The 21,283-nt window shown below is 43.9% G+C and carries 27 protein-coding genes, 1 pseudogene and 1 riboswitch; of the genes and pseudogenes, 15 read left to right on the top strand and 13 right to left on the bottom strand.

Features of this window, described 5'->3' with window-relative positions:
• The first annotated feature begins 7 nt into the window (after positions 1 to 7).
• The 9 genes from DESPCE1_RS0107220 to DESPCE1_RS0107260 all read left to right on the top strand — a co-directional run bounded on the left by DESPCE1_RS0107220 (position 8) and on the right by DESPCE1_RS0107260 (position 8,642).
• Positions 8 to 427: a DUF2292 domain-containing protein gene (locus DESPCE1_RS0107220; protein ID WP_014793442.1), complete on the top strand. Its 420-nt coding sequence runs from the start codon at positions 8 to 10 to the stop codon at positions 425 to 427.
• A gap of 176 nt (positions 428 to 603) precedes the next feature.
• Positions 604 to 858 carry a 4Fe-4S binding protein gene (locus DESPCE1_RS0107225; protein WP_019849985.1) on the top strand — a complete coding sequence of 85 codons (255 nt, stop codon included), beginning with the start codon at positions 604 to 606 and terminating at the stop codon, positions 856 to 858.
• Positions 836 to 3,148 (top strand): molybdopterin-dependent oxidoreductase, encoded by a 2,313-nt coding sequence (locus DESPCE1_RS0107230; RefSeq protein WP_014793443.1) that lies wholly within the window; start codon positions 836 to 838, stop codon positions 3,146 to 3,148. The genes DESPCE1_RS0107225 and DESPCE1_RS0107230 overlap by 23 nt, the downstream gene beginning before the upstream one ends.
• 12 nt (positions 3,149 to 3,160) lie before the next feature.
• Positions 3,161 to 3,757 carry a 4Fe-4S dicluster domain-containing protein gene (locus tag DESPCE1_RS0107235; RefSeq protein ID WP_014793444.1) on the top strand — a complete coding sequence of 199 codons (597 nt, stop codon included), beginning with the start codon at positions 3,161 to 3,163 and terminating at the stop codon, positions 3,755 to 3,757.
• Positions 3,736 to 4,584, top strand: a complete 849-nt coding sequence (locus DESPCE1_RS0107240) for a DmsC/YnfH family molybdoenzyme membrane anchor subunit (protein ID WP_014793445.1) — start codon at positions 3,736 to 3,738, stop codon at positions 4,582 to 4,584. The genes DESPCE1_RS0107235 and DESPCE1_RS0107240 overlap by 22 nt, the downstream gene beginning before the upstream one ends.
• 358 nt (positions 4,585 to 4,942) lie before the next feature.
• The gene (locus DESPCE1_RS0107245) at positions 4,943 to 6,082 is read left to right on the top strand and encodes an amidohydrolase (protein WP_019849986.1); all 1,140 of its coding nucleotides are present in this window, start codon (positions 4,943 to 4,945) and stop codon (positions 6,080 to 6,082) included.
• A gap of 65 nt (positions 6,083 to 6,147) precedes the next feature.
• Positions 6,148 to 7,032, top strand: coding sequence for an ABC transporter ATP-binding protein (locus tag DESPCE1_RS0107250; protein ID WP_019849987.1), 885 nt, complete (start codon positions 6,148 to 6,150; stop codon positions 7,030 to 7,032).
• A 5-nt stretch (positions 7,033 to 7,037) separates the two neighbouring features.
• Entirely contained in the window at positions 7,038 to 7,832 is a 795-nt protein-coding gene (locus tag DESPCE1_RS0107255) for an ABC transporter permease subunit (protein WP_028305490.1), read from the top strand.
• A gap of 12 nt (positions 7,833 to 7,844) precedes the next feature.
• Complete coding sequence (locus DESPCE1_RS0107260; protein WP_019849989.1) at positions 7,845 to 8,642, top strand: ABC transporter permease subunit; 798 nt, start codon at positions 7,845 to 7,847, stop codon at positions 8,640 to 8,642.
• A 27-nt stretch (positions 8,643 to 8,669) separates the two neighbouring features.
• On the opposite strand, the gene DESPCE1_RS0107265 is transcribed toward DESPCE1_RS0107260, so the two are convergent.
• From DESPCE1_RS0107265 to DESPCE1_RS0107290, 6 genes are read right to left on the bottom strand one after another with little or no spacing between them, the layout of a single operon-like run.
• Positions 8,670 to 10,097, bottom strand: a complete 1,428-nt coding sequence (locus DESPCE1_RS0107265) for a cell wall metabolism sensor histidine kinase WalK (RefSeq protein ID WP_019849990.1) — start codon at positions 10,095 to 10,097, stop codon at positions 8,670 to 8,672.
• Positions 10,081 to 10,782 carry a response regulator transcription factor gene (locus tag DESPCE1_RS0107270; RefSeq protein ID WP_019849991.1) on the bottom strand — a complete coding sequence of 234 codons (702 nt, stop codon included), beginning with the start codon at positions 10,780 to 10,782 and terminating at the stop codon, positions 10,081 to 10,083. The genes DESPCE1_RS0107265 and DESPCE1_RS0107270 overlap by 17 nt, the downstream gene beginning before the upstream one ends.
• Positions 10,751 to 12,025, bottom strand: coding sequence for a glycosyltransferase family 39 protein (locus DESPCE1_RS0107275; protein WP_242835374.1), 1,275 nt, complete (start codon positions 12,023 to 12,025; stop codon positions 10,751 to 10,753). Before DESPCE1_RS0107275 ends, DESPCE1_RS0107270 begins: the two co-directional genes overlap by 32 nt.
• A 25-nt stretch (positions 12,026 to 12,050) precedes the next feature.
• Entirely contained in the window at positions 12,051 to 12,395 is a 345-nt protein-coding gene (locus DESPCE1_RS0107280; RefSeq protein WP_019849993.1) for a membrane protein, read from the bottom strand.
• A complete protein-coding gene (locus DESPCE1_RS0107285) occupies positions 12,392 to 12,739 on the bottom strand; it encodes a DUF2304 domain-containing protein (protein WP_014793454.1) in 348 nt (115 codons plus the stop codon). The genes DESPCE1_RS0107280 and DESPCE1_RS0107285 overlap by 4 nt, the downstream gene beginning before the upstream one ends.
• Positions 12,739 to 13,461: a glycosyltransferase family 2 protein gene (locus DESPCE1_RS0107290; RefSeq protein WP_019849994.1), complete on the bottom strand. Its 723-nt coding sequence runs from the start codon at positions 13,459 to 13,461 to the stop codon at positions 12,739 to 12,741. Before DESPCE1_RS0107290 ends, DESPCE1_RS0107285 begins: the two co-directional genes overlap by 1 nt.
• A gap of 268 nt (positions 13,462 to 13,729) precedes the next feature.
• Between DESPCE1_RS0107290 and DESPCE1_RS0107295 the strand changes: the two genes are divergently transcribed.
• From DESPCE1_RS0107295 to DESPCE1_RS0107305, 3 genes are all read left to right on the top strand, one after another.
• Positions 13,730 to 14,617 carry a LysR family transcriptional regulator gene (locus DESPCE1_RS0107295; protein ID WP_019849995.1) on the top strand — a complete coding sequence of 296 codons (888 nt, stop codon included), beginning with the start codon at positions 13,730 to 13,732 and terminating at the stop codon, positions 14,615 to 14,617.
• Between the two features lie 208 nt (positions 14,618 to 14,825).
• Positions 14,826 to 15,200 carry a CidA/LrgA family protein gene (locus tag DESPCE1_RS0107300; RefSeq protein ID WP_019849996.1) on the top strand — a complete coding sequence of 125 codons (375 nt, stop codon included), beginning with the start codon at positions 14,826 to 14,828 and terminating at the stop codon, positions 15,198 to 15,200.
• Positions 15,201 to 15,893 carry an LrgB family protein gene (locus DESPCE1_RS0107305; protein WP_019849997.1) on the top strand — a complete coding sequence of 231 codons (693 nt, stop codon included), beginning with the start codon at positions 15,201 to 15,203 and terminating at the stop codon, positions 15,891 to 15,893.
• A 172-nt stretch (positions 15,894 to 16,065) separates the two neighbouring features.
• Here DESPCE1_RS0107305 and DESPCE1_RS0107310 read toward each other — a convergent pair whose 3' ends face one another.
• The 3 genes from DESPCE1_RS0107310 to DESPCE1_RS0107320 are packed head-to-tail and all read right to left on the bottom strand — an operon-like array spanning position 16,066 to position 17,242.
• On the bottom strand, positions 16,066 to 16,743 hold the full coding sequence (locus DESPCE1_RS0107310) for a YjjG family noncanonical pyrimidine nucleotidase (protein WP_019849998.1): 678 nt from the start codon (positions 16,741 to 16,743) through the stop codon (positions 16,066 to 16,068).
• Positions 16,744 to 16,772: 29 nt separating this feature from the next.
• A complete protein-coding gene (locus DESPCE1_RS23210; RefSeq protein WP_019849999.1) occupies positions 16,773 to 16,940 on the bottom strand; it encodes a hypothetical protein in 168 nt (55 codons plus the stop codon).
• Positions 16,941 to 16,942: 2 nt separating this feature from the next.
• Positions 16,943 to 17,242 (bottom strand): DUF2089 family protein, encoded by a 300-nt coding sequence (locus tag DESPCE1_RS0107320; protein ID WP_014793461.1) that lies wholly within the window; start codon positions 17,240 to 17,242, stop codon positions 16,943 to 16,945.
• Between the two features lie 329 nt (positions 17,243 to 17,571).
• On the opposite strand from DESPCE1_RS0107320, the gene DESPCE1_RS0107325 reads away from it, so the two are divergent.
• From DESPCE1_RS0107325 to DESPCE1_RS23215, 3 genes are all read left to right on the top strand, one after another.
• Positions 17,572 to 17,769: a helix-turn-helix transcriptional regulator gene (locus DESPCE1_RS0107325; RefSeq protein ID WP_019850000.1), complete on the top strand. Its 198-nt coding sequence runs from the start codon at positions 17,572 to 17,574 to the stop codon at positions 17,767 to 17,769.
• Positions 17,770 to 17,771: 2 nt separating this feature from the next.
• Positions 17,772 to 18,191, top strand: a complete 420-nt coding sequence (locus DESPCE1_RS0107330; protein WP_019850001.1) for a hypothetical protein — start codon at positions 17,772 to 17,774, stop codon at positions 18,189 to 18,191.
• A 208-nt stretch (positions 18,192 to 18,399) separates the two neighbouring features.
• Entirely contained in the window at positions 18,400 to 18,567 is a 168-nt protein-coding gene (locus DESPCE1_RS23215) for a hypothetical protein (RefSeq protein WP_019850002.1), read from the top strand.
• Positions 18,568 to 18,589: 22 nt separating this feature from the next.
• Here the strand turns inward: DESPCE1_RS23215 and DESPCE1_RS22405 are convergent.
• From DESPCE1_RS22405 to DESPCE1_RS0107360, 4 genes and pseudogenes are all read right to left on the bottom strand, one after another.
• Positions 18,590 to 18,754 (bottom strand): annotated as a pseudogene (locus DESPCE1_RS22405) (SDR family oxidoreductase); the annotation flags it as partial.
• A gap of 92 nt (positions 18,755 to 18,846) precedes the next feature.
• On the bottom strand, positions 18,847 to 19,449 hold the full coding sequence (locus tag DESPCE1_RS0107345) for a TetR/AcrR family transcriptional regulator (RefSeq protein WP_014793465.1): 603 nt from the start codon (positions 19,447 to 19,449) through the stop codon (positions 18,847 to 18,849).
• Between the two features lie 9 nt (positions 19,450 to 19,458).
• On the bottom strand, positions 19,459 to 20,166 hold the full coding sequence (locus tag DESPCE1_RS0107350; protein ID WP_019850004.1) for an MBL fold metallo-hydrolase: 708 nt from the start codon (positions 20,164 to 20,166) through the stop codon (positions 19,459 to 19,461).
• Positions 20,167 to 20,498: 332 nt separating this feature from the next.
• Complete coding sequence (locus DESPCE1_RS0107360; protein WP_019850006.1) at positions 20,499 to 20,990, bottom strand: GNAT family N-acetyltransferase; 492 nt, start codon at positions 20,988 to 20,990, stop codon at positions 20,499 to 20,501.
• Positions 20,991 to 21,118: 128 nt separating this feature from the next.
• Positions 21,119 to 21,215: riboswitch (purine riboswitch) on the top strand.
• The last annotated feature ends 68 nt before the right edge of the window (positions 21,216 to 21,283 follow it).

Consider the following 21,283-nt stretch of genomic DNA (forward strand, 5'->3'; position numbering starts at 1 on the left):
ATTGTAAATGAAAGAGGGTTCAAGTACAATCGACCGCAATCACACGAATCTGAATTCTTACCTTAAATCGATCAACCGGGTTATCGCCGAAGCTTTAAATGTCGATGAAACAAGCAGAATATCGGTTCAGACTAGCAAGACTCTTTTAAATGAAGCCTATCTTCAATATAAAGATAGTTTGCAGAATAAAGATGACTTGCAGAATGAAACCCTGAGTCAGGAATTGTATTTAATGATTAAACGCTATCTGGAACCCTATCAGAACATCATTGAAATACGGAAGGAATTGGAACAGGTTAAAAACAGCAAGTTCAGCCAAATCGAGAAGATTTGTCGGGAACTCTCTTATGGGGAGATCATTTTAAAAGTGCAAAACGGCAATCCTGTTTTAATAGAGTCTCTGAAAAAACAGGTGAAATTGATATAAACTCCAATGATTAATCATAAAGAAACCTAATATTTTCCCGAGCGGAAGACCGCAGGGAGCATTAAATAGCAAGGATTTCTCCTTTATATTTATGCTCCCTTTTTATTTTCTCCAAGAAAATAGGAAAGGTCAAAAAATCAAATCAAACATTTTTTAGAAGGGAGTCAAAAATTTAAATGATTGTGTGGTGGTCCTATACTATTATTTCCGATCGATGTAAACGATGTCTGAAATGCCTGGATGCATGCCCTGCGGGGGCCATCCTTCGGCCTGAACATGGTCCTCTCCGCATCCAAGAAGAAATTTGCATCCGGTGCGGCCAATGTATGCCTCAGTGTGCTTTTAGAGCCATCTCAAAAGTATTAAAACCTAAAATCGCTAAGAGTGGAGAAAGAAAGGAGATTAACTATGCCGGCATCCATAATTCCTAAACCAGACGGTGGCAAGGTTGTCAAGACCAATTGCTTTGAATGCCACGCCAAATGCGGTGTTCTCGCCCACGTGGACAGCTCCGGAACATTGGTTAAAGTTGAAGGAAATCCGGAAGACCCGCGCAACCAGGGCCGCTTATGTCCCAAGGGACGTTCGGCGGTCCAGATTTTAAATGACCCCCACCGGGTAAATTATCCTCTGAAAAGAGTTGGCAAAAGAGGGGAGGGCAAATGGGAGCGGATTTCCTGGGATGAAGCCATGGATACCATAGAAAAACGCCTGAAAGAGTATAAGAAAAATTTCGGCGGGGAATCGGTTGTCTTCGGACAGGGAACCGGGAGAGGGACGAACCAATGGAACCACCGGCTGGGCAATACCCTGGGAGTCAATCATTGGTGTTCACCGGCCCATATCTGTTTGTTGCCCCTTATGACCACTTCCCTGTATATGTTCGGCATGCTGCCCATCTGGGACGGGTGTGATTTCGAACGCAGCCAATGTATGGTATTCTGGGGTTCCAACCTGGTCTGGACCGAAGCCACGATTTCAGCGGGAGAGGTGGGCCGCAGCCGCAATAGGGGAGCCAAGATTATTGTCATCGATCCCAACTATGAACATCCCCTGGCTTCCAGAGCTGATCATTTTCTTCCCGTGCGGCCGGGCAGCGACAGTGCTTTGGCCATGGCCTGGATTAATGTCATCATCGAAGAGGATCTTTATGACCACGACTTTGTTAAAAAGTGGACAAATGCCCCCATGCTCATCGATGCGGAAACCCTGGATCCCATTACGGAAGCAGCCTTTAAGAAGGAAGGCAATAAAGGGCAATTGATGATTTGGGATGAGATGACCCATTCCCCTCAACCCATTGGCAGTACCACAGCAAGTCCTGCCCTGAATATAACCCAAGAGATAACCTTAACGGATGGCAGAAAGATTACGGTTACCACAGCCTGGCAGATTCTGCGTCAACGGGCGGCTGCGATGCCTCCGGAAAAGGCGGCCAAACTCTGCTGGCTGGAGACTGACAAAATCAAAGAAGCGGCCAGGATGTATGCCACAACAAAACCCGGTGCTATCACCGTGTTCCAGGGCATTGAAGAGCACACTAACAGTAAGCATACCATTCAGGCCATTAACACGATCATGGCCATCACCGGAAATATCGATGTTTACGGCGGAAATATGTGGGTGCCTTTTTGGAATGAAATGTTAGGACCGCGTCTGGCCGGAATGCCGCCGGAGTCCCATGCCCAAAAAAGACTCAGCAACTTTAAGCATTATCCCAACAGCCATCCTACCCAGGTCTGGGATGCGATCCTCACAGGCAAACCCTATCCCATCAAGGCCTATATCTCCGTCCAGGGGAATCCGATTTCCTGGTCGGAAAATTCCAATAAGGTGGTGGAAGCCCTTCATAAACTGGATTTTTTGGTGGTCATGGATTATTTTATGTCCCCGACGGCCAATCTGGCGGACATTGTCCTGCCTTCAGCTCATTGGACGGAAAGAGATTATATTGCCGATGAATTGTGCGGACGCTGGTTTTTTGGTCAGCAAAAAGCGGTGGAACCTTTGTATGAAAGACGTTCGGACATTACCTTTATGAGAGAGCTGGGCAGAAGACTGGACCCCAAGTGGTGGCCCTGGAAAACCAATGAGGAATTATTTGATTTCCAACTAGAGCCCTATAAAATAACCTGGGCTGAATTAAAAGAGCAATGGATCTTTGAAAATACACCCTTTATAGAAAAACGCTATGAACAAAACGGTTTCCCGACGCCAAGCCAAAAACTGGAGATTTATTCCCTGATCTTTAAGTCCACGGACTCCGATCCCCTTCCGGACTATGAAGAACCGGCGGAAAGTCCTTACAGCCAACCGGGAGTAGCCAAAGATTATCCTTTTATTTTAACGACCGGACGCCGCTATCCCAATTACTATCATTCGGCTTACCGGGGCATCCCTTATCTCAGAGAACTTGCCCCTGAGCCGAGAGTGTTTATCAATTCAGAAACGGCCAAAAAGTTAGGCATAGGGGAAAATGAGGAGGTCTGGATTGAATCTCCCCACGGAAAAATCAAGATGAAAGCCCAGCTCACCGATGGGATTCACCAACGGGTGATTGCTTTGCCCCACGGTTGGTGGCAAGCCTGTCCCGAACTTGGCCTGCCGGGGTATCCGGACAATATTGCCAATGCGAACTGTCTCATCAGTGACAAATACCATGACAAAGATCTTGGCACACCGGGTTCCCGTTCATCCCTGTGCAAGGTCTATAAGGCTTAAGGGGGGAGAGACATGAGTAAACATGACACGCTTCTGATTGATTTGGACAGATGTGTCGGGTGCATGGCCTGCACAGTGGCCTGCAAAATAGAGAATAGAGTAGATAATGGAGTATTCTGGAACAGGGTATACAAGATGGGGCCGGAAGGACAGTTTCCCGATAATTTGGATATGTTCTTTTTTCCCAGGCAGTGTATGCACTGTGAAGACCCTCTCTGCATTAAAGTATGCCCCACCAAAGCGACCTATAAAACGGAAAACGGCGTGGTTTTAGTGGACCATAATAAATGCTATGGCTGCGGCTACTGTATCTGGGCCTGTCCTTATGATGCCCGAACCTTAAACAAGGAAAAAGGTATGGTGGAAAAATGCATGCTCTGTGCTCATTTGACTGAGAAAGGCGAAAAACCGGTCTGTGTGGCCACTTGTCTTGGCACTTGCCGTATCTTTGGGGATATCAATGACCCGAATTCGGAGATATCCATGTATCTGGCCGAACATCAGGACAGGGCCTTCCAGATTCACCCTGAAATCGGAACGAAACCGTCGGTGATTTATCTAAGACCAAGGAAGGGGGCCAAAAGATTATGCCAGTCCAATTCCCGTTAGTTTTTTCAACCTTGTGCCAGCGTTTGGCTTTGGGTACCTATATGATGAGCTTGATCGCCGTTTATTTTCTGGGAGTGGAATTCAATCTGTCCGCCATTGCCCTGGCGGCTTTAGTGGTGTTTTGTGCCGGACTTCTTGCTTCTCTCGTTCACCTGGGCAGACCGAACAGGATCATGAATTCCTTTGCCAACCCCCAATCCCATCTGACCCAGGAAGGAATCCTGTCACCCTTTGTGGCCTTGTTTCTTTTCCTGCAAGCCTTGGACGGCTGGCTGATAGCTTTAAATTCAGCCTTGCTGGTGCTGGTGCAGGTCCTGGCGTTCCTATTTTCTATCGCCTTTATTTATTCCACCGGCTTGGTTTATCAGTTATTTGCCCGGCCGGCCTGGAAGAGTAAAATGGTCGGCGTCAATTTCTTTCTTTCGTCCCTGGCCATTGGCTCCATTGGCGCTTATGCCTGGGGAGCTTTAAGTGGTTTAGACAATGTGACATCTTTATTGTATCTTAGTGCAGTGACCCAGATTCTGATCATTTTGGGTCAGCTTTACTACTCGGCCTATGTGAGAAGGCTCGGGTACGGAGTAGCCATCAATGTCCTGAGCGGGGAATTTAAAATGCCCTATCTGGGCTGGGTTATCACGGGAGTGGTCTTGCCCCTGGCGTTGATTGCTTATGCCGCTCTGTCCGGAGGCAGCGGCTCTATAGCTCTGGCCCTTTTGCTCAGCGCCCTCTTGGGATTGGTATTCTGGAGGATGTTCTTCTTCCTTGCCGGCAAGCATATTAAGTTTTTCCCTCAATATGAAAGTGATTTAAAGACGATTTTTTAGTACTTGCCGGGAAAGCGATAGTAAACTATTAAATAATGGATTGTACTTTTAAAATCCCCGGATTGCCTTGTTTCTTGTTGCGGCAATGACGAGGAGGCGGATAAAGCCTGGCAGTTGTTTGTTTATGACCAATGGGTATCATCCTTTTCTTTCGTGTTAAATTGAGTTTATTTCATGGTTTAAATGTGTTATAATCTAAGTAAGAGATATTCAGGGGCGGTGCCGCTGGATATCTCTTTTGAATTTGGGGATATAGAATTAACTGCTGACAGAAAAAGTGCTGACCTTTACAGGATACAGCGCTTTTTTCTTTGCATAATTTCAATTCTATACTATTTAAAATGAGGAGGAGATCAGAATGCTATTAATTAAAAATGGAACGATTCTTACTATGACGGGTGACCCTATTGAAAATGGACAAATATTAGTGGATAAGGGCAAAATCCTTTCCATAGAAAAGGGTATTTCCATACCTGAACATTGCGCAACAATTGATGCCGAGGGCGGTTTTATCATGCCTGGCATGATTGATGCTCACTGCCATGTGGGGATGTGGGAGGACGGACTGGGCTTTGAGGGAGCGGACGGCAATGAGGGGACTGATCCGGTGACACCGCAGCTTAGAGCCATCGATGCCATTAACCCAAGGGACAGATCTTTTGCGGAAGCCTATGAAAATGGTGTTACCTGCATCTGCACCGGTCCCGGCAGCTCCAATGTTATAGGGGGGCAATTTACCACGATTAAAACCAAAGGGATGAGGATAGACAAGATGATCCTTCAGGAAAGGGCGGCGATGAAGATTGCTTTTGGCGAAAATCCCAAGACAAGATACAGTGCCAAGCAACAAATACCTTCTACGAGAATGGCCACCGCGGCTCTCTTAAGAGAGTATTTGTTTAAAACCCAAAATTATCTGGACCATAAAGAGAATAATTCTGGGTTTGACCTGAAGCTTGAAAGCCTAATCCCGGTGGTGAAGGGTGAGCTGAATGTCAAAGCCCATGTTCACAGAGCCGATGATATTTTTACGGCGATTCGGATCGCCAAAGAGTTTGGCCTTAAGATGACCTTGGAACACTGTACTGAGGGGCATTTAATTGCTGATGAGCTGGCAGGGGAAGGCTTTTCCGCAATCATCGGGCCATTTATCGGCCCCAGGGGAAAAGTGGAGTTAAAGGAGCTGACCTTTGATACGCCGGTAGTCTTGCATGAAGCCGGGGTAAAAATAGCCTTAATGACCGACCACCCTGTAGTTCCCGTACATTATCTGCCCTTTTGCGCCGCCCTGGCGGTAAGAGCGGGATTAGATGAAGAAACCGCCCTCAGGGCCATAACAATTAATCCCGCCGAAATCCTGGGGATTTCGGAGCGGGTAGGTTCCCTTGAGGTTGATAAAGACGCAGATATTGTGGTCTTTGATAAACATCCCTTGGACGTTCAGGCGAGAACGACCTGGGTGCTGATCGATGGAGACGTTGTTTTTAAGAGGGGATAAGTATAAACAGAGGACGCCAAGCCAGAATAAGTATATGTTTGTGAGCATAGATGGGGGGCTGCGGCGTGAATGTCATCGAAATCAAGAATTTGACTAAATACTATGGCAAGTCCAGAGGAATCACCGATATCAGCTTTAATGTGGAGGAAGGGGAGATTTTCGGCTTTATCGGGCCCAATGGGGCAGGGAAATCCACGACGATCAGGACTTTGTTGTCGTTGCTCTATCCGACCAGCGGCAGCGCAACGATCTTCGGCAAGGATTGCATTAAATATGCACCGGAAATTGCCAGGGATGTGGGCTATTTACCCTCTGAAGTTTTTTATTACGACAAAATGAAGGTGGGTGAACTGTTAAACTACGCGGCGAGTTTCTATAAGAAGGACTGCAGTAAAAGAATCAAGGAACTTGCCGGGATTATGGAGCTGGATCTAAGCAAGAGAATTGATGATTTATCCTTTGGCAATAAAAAGAAGGTGGGAATCGTTCAGGGCCTCCTGCATGAGCCGAGGCTGATCATTCTGGATGAACCGACCAGCGGCCTTGACCCGTTGATGCAGCAGAAATTCTTTGATCTGCTGTTGGAAGAAAACAGGAAAGGGGCGGCCATTCTTTTGTCTTCCCATATTTTAAGCGAGGTTCAGAGGCTGTGCAGCCGGGTAGCCATCATCAAGGACGGCAAAATTATCAGGCTGGAAAAGATAAGGGATTTAACGGAAAACAATTATAAGAAGTTCAAGATTGAGATCAAGGAAGAGATGAGCAAAGACCGCTTCGCCCTGGAGGGGATCAATAACCTGGAGATCAAGGATGGGAAAGTGAGCTTTTTGTTCAAGGGGAATATCAATCACATTATAAAGAAGCTTGCGGAACTGGAAATAACCAATCTCTGGATCGAAGAGCCGAACCTGGAGGAAATCTTTATCCATTATTATGAAAAGGAGGCCTGATGCTGATGAACATCTTTTGGCATGAGCTTAGGGCCTACCGCAAATCCATCATGATTTGGGCAGGTGCCATGACCCTGTTGGCGGTGGCCTATATTTTCCTTTTTCAAGGATTGGGTCGGGATATTGAAGATTTCAAGGCATTTCTCAGCAACATGCCGGATGTGATGATAAAGAGCTTCAATATACTGGTTGAGAGCATCTCCACCCTGGAAGGCTTCTACTCTTTTGTCTTCTCCTTTGTCCTATTATGCGGGGCAATCCAGGCGATGAATCTCGGAACCGCTATCGTGTCCAAGGAGGTGCGGGATAAAACCGCGGATTTTCTGCTGACCAAACCGGTAAGCAGGATCAGGATCATCCTGTCTAAACTGCTGGCGGCTTTAGTTGTTTTGGTGATGACCAATATCATATACCTGGGCTTGACGACTTTCGCGGCGGTGGCGGTGGTCAGCAGATTTAATCTGAAAGTGTTCTTTCTGATTTCGCTGACGCTATTCTTTGTACAACTGCTCTTTCTGGCTCTGGGCATCCTGATTGCGGTGATTGCCGGAAAAATAAAGTCAGTGATCTCCGTATCTCTGAGTACTGTTTTTGGGCTCTATGTCCTGGGTTCCCTCGGCTCGATTCTTGGGGAAGAGAATGTTCGGTACTTTTCGCCGTTCCGGTATTTTGATCCGGTGTATATCATCGACCATGCCGCTTATGAAACCTCTTTTGTCGTAACAGGTATGGTCTTGATCATCGCCGCTATCGGGGTAAGTTGTCTGGTCTATGCGAAGAAAGATATCCATACTGTTTAAGGAGGGATTGCGATGAATATTTTTCTGAGAGAATTGAAGGCCCAGCGCCGATCACTGATCATTTGGAGTATCGTCATCTTTCTAATGATCGTTTCCTCCATCGGAAAGTTTACAGCTTATGCCGAAACAGGCCAATCCATGAACGCATTATTGTCGCAAATCCCCAGTTCGATCAAAGCGGTCTTGGGGATGGGGAATTTTGACCTGACCAAAGTCAGCGGATTTTATGGGATGTTATATTTGTATCTACTTTTATTGGCCACCGTCCACGCCTCTTTGCTGGGTGCCAATATCATCGCCAAGGAAGAGCGGGACAAAACCACAGAGTTTTTGCTGGTGAAGCCTGTCTCCAGAACACAAGTCATAACCGCCAAACTTTTGGCGGCCCTTTTCAATATCATGGTCTTCAACCTGGTTACCCTGATTCTTTCCATCGCTCTGATAGGGAAGTACGCCAAGGGAGAGGATATTACGGCAGAGATAGGGATCTTGATGGCCGGGATGTTTATTGTGCAGCTGATCTTCTTACTGATCGGCACCGCCACGGCAGCCGCCGGCAAGCGTCCGAAATCCGCCCCCTCGGTTGCAACGGCAATTTTGCTGGTGACTTTCCTTATTTCGTCGGTGATCAAGATCAACAGCAGTCTTGCCCCTTTGAAATATCTAACCCCATTTGCTTATTTCGAGGCTGAAACTCTGCTGGAGGGCGGAGGATTCGAACCGGTATTTCTGCTTTTGTCCTCGGTGATCATTGTGCTGCTGATTGTTATTACTTATGCTTCTTACAAAAGGAGAGATCTGCATGTTTAAAAACAGTCACTTTTTAAAATGACTAAGCTATATCGCTTGTAAAACAATACACACCCGTATTTTATTGGCTTCAGATTCGGCGTAGATATCGCCGTCGTGAAGCTCAACAATACTTTTGGCGATAGCCAGGCCAAGTCCGGAGCCTGGCATCCTCGAATTCCTGGATTCGTCAACCCGGTAAAACCGCTCGAATAAAAGCGGCAGGAGTTCTGTGGGTATTGTATCGCCTTGGTTTTCGATGAGAACGGTTACCTTGTTCCCATCTTTCTTAATGTGAACGGCAATATCCCCGGGAAGATCTTTATAGCTGTATTTGATGGCATTGGAAAAGATATTTTCAAAAACCCTGGCCATCAGGTCGGAGTCGACCTCAACCTCTATAGTGGGATGGGAAAAGCTTTTTACAAAACATAGGTTATTCTGTTTGGCGAGAAGGGAAATCTCACCGATTTGCTGCTCGATAAGTTCAATGAGATTAATGGAGGATTTGTTAACCTGTATGATTCCGTTGGAGAGTTTAGTGTACTCAAATAAGTCCTCGATTAACTTTTTTAATTTTAGGGATTTGGTATACGCTTTTCCCAGGTATTCATCCAGATGGTCCTGGGTTTCGTATTTTTTGTCATTTAACAACGAAAGGTAGCCGATGATGGTGGTAAGGGGGGTCTTTAAATCGTGGGAAACGTTGGTGATCAGTTCATTTTTCGTCTTTTCCGCTCTTTTCTCATCCTCAATTTTGCTTTTTAATTGTGCGGACATATAATTGATGTTTTGAGCAAGGACTTTAAACTCATCATTACCTTTTACCGCTACCGTAAAATCGAGATTGCCCTTGGATATTTCCAGAATACCGCCGGCAATCTCTTTAAGATAATTCACTTTATTTTTGATAAGAAAACTATTGATAATAAAAAAGGCGAATATTGAGAGGATAACGGAAGAGGGCAGAAACCAGAAGGACGGCAGTAACCCGGGTGGGAGAAGTTCCAGGGCGGTATAAACAAGACCTGCTCCCAGCAAACTTACCAAGTTGAATATAAAAAGCTCAAGACCCAGGCTTTTCAGGCAAACGCCTTTGATCCAGGAAAACAAATTATTCAGAAAGGCCAGAAACCCCTCATATCTGCCTGTAAAAGCTATAATAAACAGGAAAGAGGCTGAGGCCAGGCCTAAGGAGAGAAAGATGTCATCAGTAAAAGAGAATTCAGCTATACCGACAACAAGGGAGAGGGCAGAGCTGATGATTCCTTTCCAAATGTTCGATTTTAAGTTGCTTGTGACTGTCAACATGATAACGAAAACAAGGGCTGCGGCGGTAAAAGCTATTTCCTGCCATTGAGACAACCACTTATAACTGTTAAATGCTATCCAATAGGCGGAAATTGATAAACTCAGGCATAGGGCAAGCCTTATCATAGTTGCCTTGATCATGTTGGTGTTAGCTTTCGTTATCAATTTTATAGCCTACCCCCCATACGACTTTAATATATTTGGGTTCTTTCGGGTTGATTTCGATTTTTTCTCGGATATTTCTGATATGAACCGCAACCGTGTTTTCCGATTCATAGAAGGGTTCATTCCACACGCTTTCATAAATGCTTTCAATGCTAAGGACTCTGCCCTTATTCCTGGCAAGAACCTCGAGTATGGAGAATTCGGTTGGAGTAAGCTTGATATCCTTTCCATCTACTTTTACCTGGTGGCTTGCAGTATTGATGACAAGCCCGCCTATCTCAAATTCATCCTTTAACTTAGGGGTAAAATCGTTTAGTCTGGTATAGCGCCTGAGCTGGGATTTGACCCTGGCTACGATCTCCAGCGGGTTGAAGGGTTTTGTCACATAATCGTCAGCTCCTGTGTTTAATCCCAGGATTTTGTCGACATCTTCACTTTTAGCGGACAGCATGATAATAGGAATGCCATTGTCTTTCCGGATGTTTATGCAGGTCTGTATACCGTCCAGTCTTGGCATCATGATATCCAAAATAATCAAGTCAAAATCAATTTTTTGCAGCTTTTGCAGGGCTTCGATTCCATCCGCCGCTGTAGTTACTTCAAACCCTTCGCATTTTAAATAAATCGCCAGCAAATCTCTTATTTCGTCTTCGTCATCGGCTATTAGTATTTTGTAGTTGTCCATAGCCAGCTTCCTTCCATATCTTGATTAGATTGTCCAGCCAGTAAGCGCTGAGAATTCCCACCAGGGGCATTACGGGGAAGGCATATCGGCTAAACGTATAATAGGGTAAATGTATGATATTAAAATATCCGATCACCAAAAGTAGGATGAAGGGCAGGGAAGACTCCCGCCTTTTTTTGAACAGTCGAACGGTTCCTAAGGCTGCGGTAATCAGGACCAGCCAATGAAAAGATCCGGCCCGGGTAAAGCTCACTCCCAGGATCTCTTTCCAGTAAAACGGGTAATTCCAAAAGTGCCAGGACTTACCCAAAGTATACCATAGTATATAGTGAAGGGGCTGTTTTGCCCCATAGGTTTTGAGCCTGTAAATGCCGGTATCCATTTCATTTTGATTTGTTTCCCAGGCTGTCCGGCCTATATTATAGGGGGTATAATCCTTAGTCTGGTCATAATTCAGATAGGTTCCCTGTAAAAACGGATTTCCTGAGGAGAAAGTCAGGGGAATAAATTTGTCAAAAACATTATAATTTCTGACCCACCAGGGGCTCATGATTAGTGTAAATCCAACCAGGGCTACCGCAGTAAATTTTAGCATATCGCGCAATTTATATCTTTTAATAAGCCACATGACCAGAATAACGACGGGATAGGCGGCGGCGGTGGGGCGGAACAGGCAGGCAATCCCCCAGATAAAACCGCCCAAGATATAATAGTAAGTTTTTCTCTCTGTGATGGCTGATATGGATAGATAGAGCAAGAGCAGCAGCAAGAATTTAAAAATTACTTCGGTAAGAATAAGGGTAGCGGCATAATATTCGGCAACAAAAAAGAGGTCGATCACACAAGCACAAAGGGCTACCCGGCTGTTGAAAACTTTTCTGCCGATGAGAAACAGAAGGTACAGGGAAAGGGTCTGCAAAATAACCTGGAAGACCCGGAAGGCGATGATCCCTGCCGCTTTTCCGAAAATCGTCATAAAAAAGGCCAAAACAAACGTGATGCCCGGCATGATATAAACCGTAGGTTCTTTCGTATCGTGATACGTAAGCATGCCGGTATCCATAAATGTCCACGCGCTCCTTATGTACTTGACATCGTCATTGTTCGCTTTTTCAATACTACCTAAAAGACAGGAATTCCCATAAACAAGTACCGTAGACAGGCAGATGATAAAAAATAGGGCCAATATCGTATAAAGGGTTATTTTAATCTTTTTTTCTTCGCTTTTTAAACCAAACATCATGTGCTCCTTTATTGATTTATTTTAGTTATCTTGAAACAAAATATGCCCCGGCAATGATCAGGGATAGGCCAAACCATCTGGTCAGGGGCAGGTTTTCCTGGAAAACAAACATGGCAACAAACGCCGCTGCTACATAACAAAGGCTTTGCAGCGGGTAGAGCATGGACAATTCGTTTTGTGCCAAAAGGTATAGCCAGATAACCGTGGCGACGGCATAGACCAAAAGGCCGCTTAAGACATAAGGGTTCAGCATGCACCTTAAAACGCTCTCGAGCCCGAGCTTAAAGGAGGCTCCCTGCATTCCGAGCTTCCATAGGGTTTGCCCGGCAACCAATAACACAATATTGACAGTCAATAAAAGATAGGTCATTTGAGGTAATTCTCCTTGCCGCTGCCCATTTGGAGTACCCCGAATTCCTGAATAAGCCGGGTGATTTTCTCCTGCATAGTGGAAACAACGATAGTAAGATAAAACATTAAGAGCAGGATAAAGATTAGGCCTGTTAAAAATAAGAAAGCAGGGGGATAGGAAATGTTCAGCAAATGGGCGCATTTTTCGGTAAGGTCTTTATTCAGGGAAAGGACAACCATGATGATCCCGGTTACTATCCAAAGGATACCGTATTTAAACTCTAGTACTCTTTTTTTAATGAAGAACAGGGTAATGCTCAAAAACAGCATGGACAGGATCAAACAATAGGTATAAATACTCATTAGATCATCTCCTTTAGCCTGATGTTTGTTTTAGAATGCAATTTAGGCTGCAGCATTAAGACGCAGGTAACCTTTACCATGTAGTAGAGGGACCGGAGCGGAGTGATGGACGATTTCCCTCCCTGGCGCTTGTCCATGTTTACAGGAATTTCCGTAATCCGAAGCCCCCTGTTAAAGGCAAAGACAATGGTTTCAACTTCAGGATAATCCTTGGGATAGTATTGAGAAAAAAGCTCGATGCCTTTGCGGTTTACCGCCCGAAAACCTGAGGTGGTATCATAATACTTTTGCCGGCAGAGAACGGAAACCAGCTTGGAAAAAAACAAAATTCCCGCTTGGCGCATGCCGGTTGGTTTATAGGCGGTCTTTTTTATAAAACGGGAGCCAATGACCATATCGGCCTCGTTTTTACGGATGAGTTCAACAAGCCTTCTCAGGTCCCGGGGGTTATGCTGCCCGTCTCCGTCCACCTGGACAACCAGGTCATAATTATTCCTCTGGGCATAAATGTACCCGGTTTGAACGGCTCCTCCTATACCAAGGTTTTGCAGCAGGTTGATAACCCAAGCTCCCCCTTTTACGGCCTCAAGATAGGTGTTGTCGGTAGAACCGTCATTGATTACAACCACATCGATTTCAGGGCAAGACGATTGTATCGATTGAACAACATTGCGTATGTTTTTTTCTTCGTTATATGCCGGGACTACAGCGAGTATCTTCATAACGGGGCCTCCTGCTATGTTTGAATTCGTTTTTAGCACTTTTAATTGTAACTTAAGGAAATTAAGAAAAGCCTCAGAGTTGATGAAGACTTTCTGAAGAACCGGAGAAGAGATACTGAAGCAGGAAGGTTGGGTGGAGGTGCAGCATAAAAATACACCAACCATGAGGAGTGGTTGGTGTCTAATGTGTTTTTTATCTTCATTTTGCCTTATAATGGAGGTGCACCGCGGTTTAGCCCTAAGTTTTCAGGCGTTCGGAGGTTTAAACATGGAAATCAAGCATTTGGAGTATTTTGTTGAAGTGGCTCGCCAGAAGAGTTTCAGTAAGGCTGCGGAAAAATGCCACGTTACTCAATCAACCATCAGCAAATTGATCAAAGATCTGGAAAGGGAACTGGGCACTTCGCTGTTTAACCGGACATCCAAATATGTGCAATTGACGGATACAGGGGCTATATTTCTGGATCAGGCTCTGGAGATCGTAACCCTATTCGGAAATTTAACCCACGAATTTCAAAATCGAATTAAACTTGAACGAGGAAAAATTTCTATTGGCCTGCTGCCCATTACCGGAACCACTTTATTTGCTGAATTGCTGGGAGATTTTAAAAAGAAGTACCCGCAAATAGAAATCAGCCTTTCCGAGCATGGGTCGAAAAAAGTTATTATGGATATTTTAGACGGAACCTTAGATGTGGGAGTCGTCTGCAGCGTGCCGGACAGTCAGTATTTTGACTCCTTTGCTTTTGCCGAAGATCCTCTATATGTTATCGTTTCGGCCCAGAATCCAATCAGCAAATCAGCATCCCTCGATCTTAAATCATTGGCGGATGAACCCTTTGTTTTATACACCAGTGAATTCAGCTTGCATGACGAGATCATCAGTAAGTGTAAAAATGAAGGCTTTGCGCCCAACATTATTTTTGAGACGTCCCAGTTTGAACTGATGACCCAGATGGTGGCTGCTGATTTGGGAATCGCTTTCCTGCCGGGGGCTGCTTGCCGAGAACTAGACCCGCGGCGTTTTGCAGTTATACCGGTGACTAACCCGCAGATTATTCACCAGATGTTCATTATCTGGAAACGAGGGCGTTCGATGTCCCATGCAGCTAATTTGTGGTTGCAGTTTGCCGCCAAATCCTTTGCCAAAAATTGATCTGCCATAAGGGGAAAATATACATATTTAAAGGCTTTTACCTTTCTTTAAGAAGGTAAAAGCCTTTTTATTTTACCCAGCGAATGATATTGCGAATGCATGATTACAACTATCTATTGTATCGATAGATTGCATGACAACTATCTATTTTACAAATGCAAGGAATGGTTATACAATCGAACATAGAAAGAGAAAGAGGTGAGAGTTCATGGCTCAGGGGTTGCGTTTTATCGTGCAGATTGCTTTGCTTTGGGTAATCTATCAATTGGGAAATTGGGTGGCGGAAAAAAGCCATCTTCCCATTCCGGGAAATGTTTTGGGAATGATTATCCTGTTTTTGTTATTGTTGATGGGAATTATTCGGATCGAATGGATCGAAGAAGGAGCAGATTTTCTGCTTAAACATCTTGCTTTTTTCTTTATTCCCATTGCCGTAGGATTGATGCAATGGATTGGTCTATTCCAATTAAGCGGAGTCCAGCTTCTCGTGTCAATTATTCTTGGCACAGCAGTATGCATCATGGTTATGAACTCAGTGACCACAATGCTGGTCCGGTTTCGTTCGCCTAAAGGAGGAGTTTAAATGAACCTGCTGCTTGTATTGATTACGACTGTTATTACGGTAAGTGCCTATGTCTTTAGCCGTCTCTTAAATAAGCGTTATCCAAGTCCATTGGTCAATGTGGTATTTCTGAGTACCGCCTTAATCGTCGCTGTCTTTTGGATTTCCGGTGTTACGGTGAGCCAGTACCAGGATACCAAGACTATTCTGACTTATTTTCTAGGACCGACTACAGTGGCTTTAGCTATCCCGCTCTATCGGAACCGAGAGATATTGAAACAAAATATCCTTCCGGTGTTGGGTGGGATCGTAGTGGGAACTACGGCCAATATCATTACGACGGCTCTGGTGGCTGAATTTTTAGGGCTGGATAAGCTCATTGTGACATCCTTAGTGCCTAAATCTGTGACTGTTCCCATTGCCGTCAGCGTTTCCAGCATCTTAAACGGTGATCCGACCCTTACTTCGGTTTTTGTCATTGCTACCGGTATGATTGGGACCTTTCTGACCCCTGTTCTGCTGAATCTGTTCAAAGTGACCAACCCGCTGGTGCGCGGATTAGCCTATGGAACGACTGCCCATGGTCAGGGTACGGCATCGGCGCTGGCAGAGGGAACGATTCAGGGTTCCATGTCCGGTGTGGCCATGGGAATTGCCGCAATTTATATGTCGGTTGCCGCTCCGTTTTTAGTCAATCACTTATTAAACCTGTAAGCGAAGGGCTTTAGCCTCAGCCTGAAACGGTCTGCCCCCGGCAGGCTTAAGCCCGTATGTCCTTAGCCAGCACCTGAAGGAATTGTTCCTGCTGACGGCAGCAATCAGCTTAAGCAAGAGAGTGTACGAAAAGTAGCATACCGTAAAGCGATACAAAAGAGGGTAGAGGCAGTTATAGCAAGATGTTTTTTAGCTGTGACAAATCCGAAATAATATAATCAATTTCTACATCACAATCTTTGCTTCTGTGCTTTGGATTATACCAGCAAGAATCAATAGTACTGTTTTTGGCCCCTAACATATCAGCTTTAATGCTATCTCCTATGAGAAGTACTTCACTGGGCTTTAGCTGACTTCTTTTGAAACATTCATCAAAAAATTTTGCGCTGGGTTTTTCATGCCCAATATCGTCAGATACAAATACATTCGAAAAATAAGACAATAGACCGGCTAATTTCAGTCGTTTCAGTTGCATTTTCAGAATGCCGTTGGAGGTCACAAAAAGCTTGTAATGTGCGCTTAAACACTGTACAGATTCCGCTGCATAGGGCTCCATAAAATACTCTTCCGATAATTTTTCTGGAAACACATTTTGAAAGGCAGTAGGGCCATGCCGAAGGTCTAACTGCTCAAATAATTGTTGAAATCTAAGCTTTAGGACATCTTGAACCGAGAGTGTGCCTTGCTTTTGGAGAAGCCATAATTGATCGTCTATACTCCGAAATAAGTCGTAAGTTTTGTCATCGTATGTGATACTAAAATGATAAAATGTTTTACGCAGTGCCTCTCGACTACATTGCTCGAAATTTAAAAGGGTATCATCTACATCCAAAAATAAAGCTTTATACACTAAGAAATCCTCCTGAACAGCAAGTCGTATTACAAATCATCAATTTTCATACGGTCAAGTTCTTCTTGTTGTTGCGTTTTGCCGCGTTTCAAATCTGCATTATATTTTATAAAGTACTTTATCGCAAAAAAGATTCCAACAACCATAGCGGTGGATAGAATCCCGCTAATAAATAACATGATTGTTGCTATAAACATAGTTATTCCTCCGATTTCTTAGAGTGTTTTCTGTACTCCGTGATCAATATTTTTGCAGTGTCAAAATCGATTTTTTCATTAACGGCCAATCTTTTGATCAGAGAAACGAAGGGGTCATTTGAAGCATCTTCACTAATATTGATTTTCTGAATAAGACGGTCTAAGCGTAAACGTACAGTTGGATAGGTTACGCCGTAGATTTTTGCTATTTCTTTTAGTGAACCGGATGTAAGCAAGAAGTTTTTTGTGAAAGCGACATCTTCATCATCCAGATTTGACATCCACTCAGGAATGACTTCCATAGGTTTAATCCACGCCTTTCTTTGTGATTTTAACTATGTTAATGATATTCTTTAATATTGTTAAAGTCAATAGGGAAGTTTGCTTTTATTTTTGTTATAATTTTCCCGTCTGTTGCTGTCTGGGTTCCTGCTAACTGCTCAGATTATTAAGAGTTTCTAAAAGATAACGGAGCCCTTCATCCTAGTTTATTTCTGCGATGGGAGGGCTCCGTTTAAGGCTTTCAGATTATTGACCAATTATAATGGAAAGCATACTTGACATTTGAAGTCTCCAGGTGTAGCATTAATGTAAAGTGAGCTTTCCATTATACTGTGAGGGGAGTGTTATAGTGAAGAATCGACTAGAAGAGATCAGGAAACAACATGGCATAAAGCAGGAAGAGCTTGCGGAGGCTTTGGAAGTTTCCAGGCAAACGATAGGTTCTTTAGAAAATGGACGTTACAATCCATCAATACTACTTGCATTCAAAATTGCTCGATATTTTAAAATGCCTATTGAGGAAATTTTTATCTATGAGGAGGAATAAATATGAAAGATACTCATGCCACCCGCTATATAATTTTTATACTGTTAGGAGTGATAGTTTTAGCTGTTGGGATTTTTGTGATAGACGATAACTTAAAAACTATTGCTGGCTTATGTATCGGTATAGGTGCAGGATTAATCGGCATGAATGTTGCGAATTTAATTATGAATCTTTATTACAAAAAGCACCCAGCTATAAAAAAACAGAGTGATATTGAATCAAAGGATGAGCGTACTGTTGCCATTACCAATAAAGCAAAAGCTAAGGCCTTTGATATCATGATAAAAATCTTAATTGTTATTCCATTCTTAATGGTCCTTATCGATTTACCACTATGGATGATACTTGCTACCGTCGCGCTTTATGTGTTTGGGTTTTGCGTACAAATATATCTCACAATACGTTATAGCAACGAAATGTAATATTTTTATCTTGAGTACAAATGCTTATGACACATCGTAATAAATGTAATTGTAGCGAGCCTAAATTGGCTCGCTGTCGTCATTTGGCATTTACCATCTTATCTCGTTAACCTATAAACGCGGTGATTAATCCAGCGCCCCGACGAAGTTGTATACGATGATGATATAATATAAGAAACATGATGAAAAGAAAGGAGGATGGTTCTTAATGAGCAGGGCATTCGTAAGTGAAAACGATGGCTGGTACAGGTGCGTCAAGCATAGGGAGCATTGTATGATGGCTAACGAAAAAGGGAATTGTCTTCTTGACCATTGCCAACAATACCCGGAAAAAGACAAGAAAGAGGAAAAGGAACCTCCCAATAAAAACAAATGAATTGAGGAGATACAATAAAGAGTTACTTTGAATATATACTTGAGGAAGATACCCCGCCATCAACCGGAAAAGAGCTTCCTGTTATGTAACCGGCTTTTTCACTTATTAGGAAGGCCACCATATCTGCAATATCTTCCGGCTTTCCGATCCGCTTTAAAGGGATACGATCTGCACAGCGTATCTCTGTTTGGCAAGCCCCGCGCCAGAACTACCACCTGTTACAATAGCAACTTTTTTATCTTTCATAATTGCCACCTCTTTCTTGAAAAGCACGCTTTTTCAAGGGAGTATACCGGAATTTGATTGATGAGTTATATTTGTAAGATCGGTTTGCATACCGGACAGCATTATCTCTATTGCAATAGAGAGGCTCTTGTCCACGCTGACCGGATTACCAAAACCATGATTCTGATCGAGAGAAGCAAATCCATGCAAGACGCATCTGAACATTCTAATGATATGAGTAATATCAGTTTTGGATTGAGGGAATGCGGACATGACTTTTGCAACAAGGCTCAAAATATCATCAGATATTTGCGCGGCCTTTTCGCTTTGCCACTTATCTACCCATTGAGTAGCTTCATAGAGCCCAGGATGGTTTCGGGCGAAGTTAACATAGGCTTTGCCTATGGCATGAACAGCATCTTTGCCGGATAACCCAATGGCAGCTTCCGCCATCTCACTTCTGAGACAGTTCAGCCCATAAATGGCCAGCATACTGTTCAATCCTTGCGCACCATCGACATAAGTATATAGGGAAGGCGTTTTGATTTTCAGTTGGCTTGCAAGTTCTTTTAATGTTACATTGTTGAGACCTTTTTCATCCGCGATTTTCACAGCGGCTTGAAGCACGGTCTCCCTATCTAACCCTTTCTTCACCATGTTTTTCACCTACCGCAGCTTTTCTCTTATTCGTTGAAGGGCGCGTTCAATTTGGGGACCAGGGGTTTTGAGTACCTTTCCATGTCCTACAGCTAAGAGTTGAATATTCAGTTCATTCAGTCGTTCAACACTTCTTACTGCCGATTTCTTATGCCAGGTTGCTACGGCAGGAAATGGAAACAGGATTCTCGTATCTCCTGCGACAGCTAATCCGCCTCTGGTTTGAAGGGCATCTCCGGCGATCAGAATTCTTGATCGTATATCGTAAAAGGCGATAGAACCGGGGGTATGACCGGATGCAGAAATTACTCTTAGTGATTTAATGAAATCCCCGTCAGAAACCAATAGATCAGCCCGTGTTTGTAAATTCTTTTTGAACCCGCCACGTACCGGGAACTTCGGTTCGCCCTTTTTTAAAGTAAAGTCACCATACATAAGGGATGAATCCCGCTCGGATATGTACACGACAGCTTGAGGCAATTGTTCCTTCAATTTATCTAATGATCCTATGTGGTCTGCATGAGGGTGTGTCAGCGCTATGCGCGCAATAGGCTTTCCTATGGCAGAAGCTGCATGCAAAATGCCCTTCCAGCAAAAATTCAATCCCGTATCGATTAAGGTTAAATCATCTGTTTCTTCAACTAGATAACAGTTTACAGGAAAGATACGTGGCATAAAAGCAATTTGATAAACCGTTTCAAACTGAATAAGTCTCATACCAATTTCACTCCTTCCTAATCATATTAGTATATTACCTAATGTGATTAGGAATATCAAGAGTAATAAATCGTCATAAGAAGATATTATTTTAAATCCTTTAGCGGATGATCTCCTGCGGGGAAGTGCCTGTGACGACTGCCGCCGCCTCCGACCTTGCCGCCGGAAGGAAAGAAATTTTGCCAAAGCACAGCGCTCCCAAGGCCGGCCACCAGAACAGCGCAGGCAGCTATGGCGCCAAAGAGCAGCATTTTCCCCGTTCGCGGCTCATATTACCACCCCTTTCTCTACAAAACTGGCCGGCTTAACCATCAGCCGACCATCGCGTTTTTTTATAGCATTATATAATGGGGAATGATATCCTGATAGCTTCCATCTTTTATGAGAAAGCCCTTCGGAATGACGCCAAGCTGAACAAAACCCAGCTTAGCATATAAATGAAGAGCTGCCGTATTGGTGCTTACGACGGCATTGAATTGCAATATCTGAAACCCGATTTCCTTAGCTTTGGCGATACAATGCTTCACTAAAGTCTCCCCAATACGTTTTCCCTGTTCTTCGCTTTTTACGGCATAGCTTGAATTGCATATATGTCCGCATCGGCCCACATTGTTCGGATGGAGGATATACAATCCGACCATTTTATCTGTATTCTGTTCGATGGCTACTCCGGTAAAGGACTGGCTGCCGAAAAAATCCAGGCCGCTCTTTTCGTCCAAGGGTTCCATCTGGGGGAAGGCGATCCCGGTATCAACAACCTCGTTCCAGATCATAATCATAGCTGGAATATCCTCATGGGTGAATTCTCTGACGGCGATGCTCATAATCTATCCTCCTGATTTCCATCTACCGTCTATTATAACATATACTGTTCTTTCCTTGACATTTGCACTTTAGCTGATTATAATTTAGAAAAAATTATCGACAAGGGTTATAAAGACCAGAGGAAAACTTAATTTAATAGTAAAATTTTTATATAAGTTCATAATAGGTTGAACGTTTCTACCAGCTACCGTAAATAGTTGATTATAAGAATTTTGAATGAAATACAACCGGCGATTTTTAATTGTTGGCTGTGTTTTATTTGAGATGTTTTATGATCTTTTTTTATTACTTT

Source organism: Desulfitobacterium sp. PCE1, assembly GCF_000384015.1.
Taxonomy (GTDB): domain Bacteria; phylum Bacillota; class Desulfitobacteriia; order Desulfitobacteriales; family Desulfitobacteriaceae; genus Desulfitobacterium; species Desulfitobacterium dehalogenans.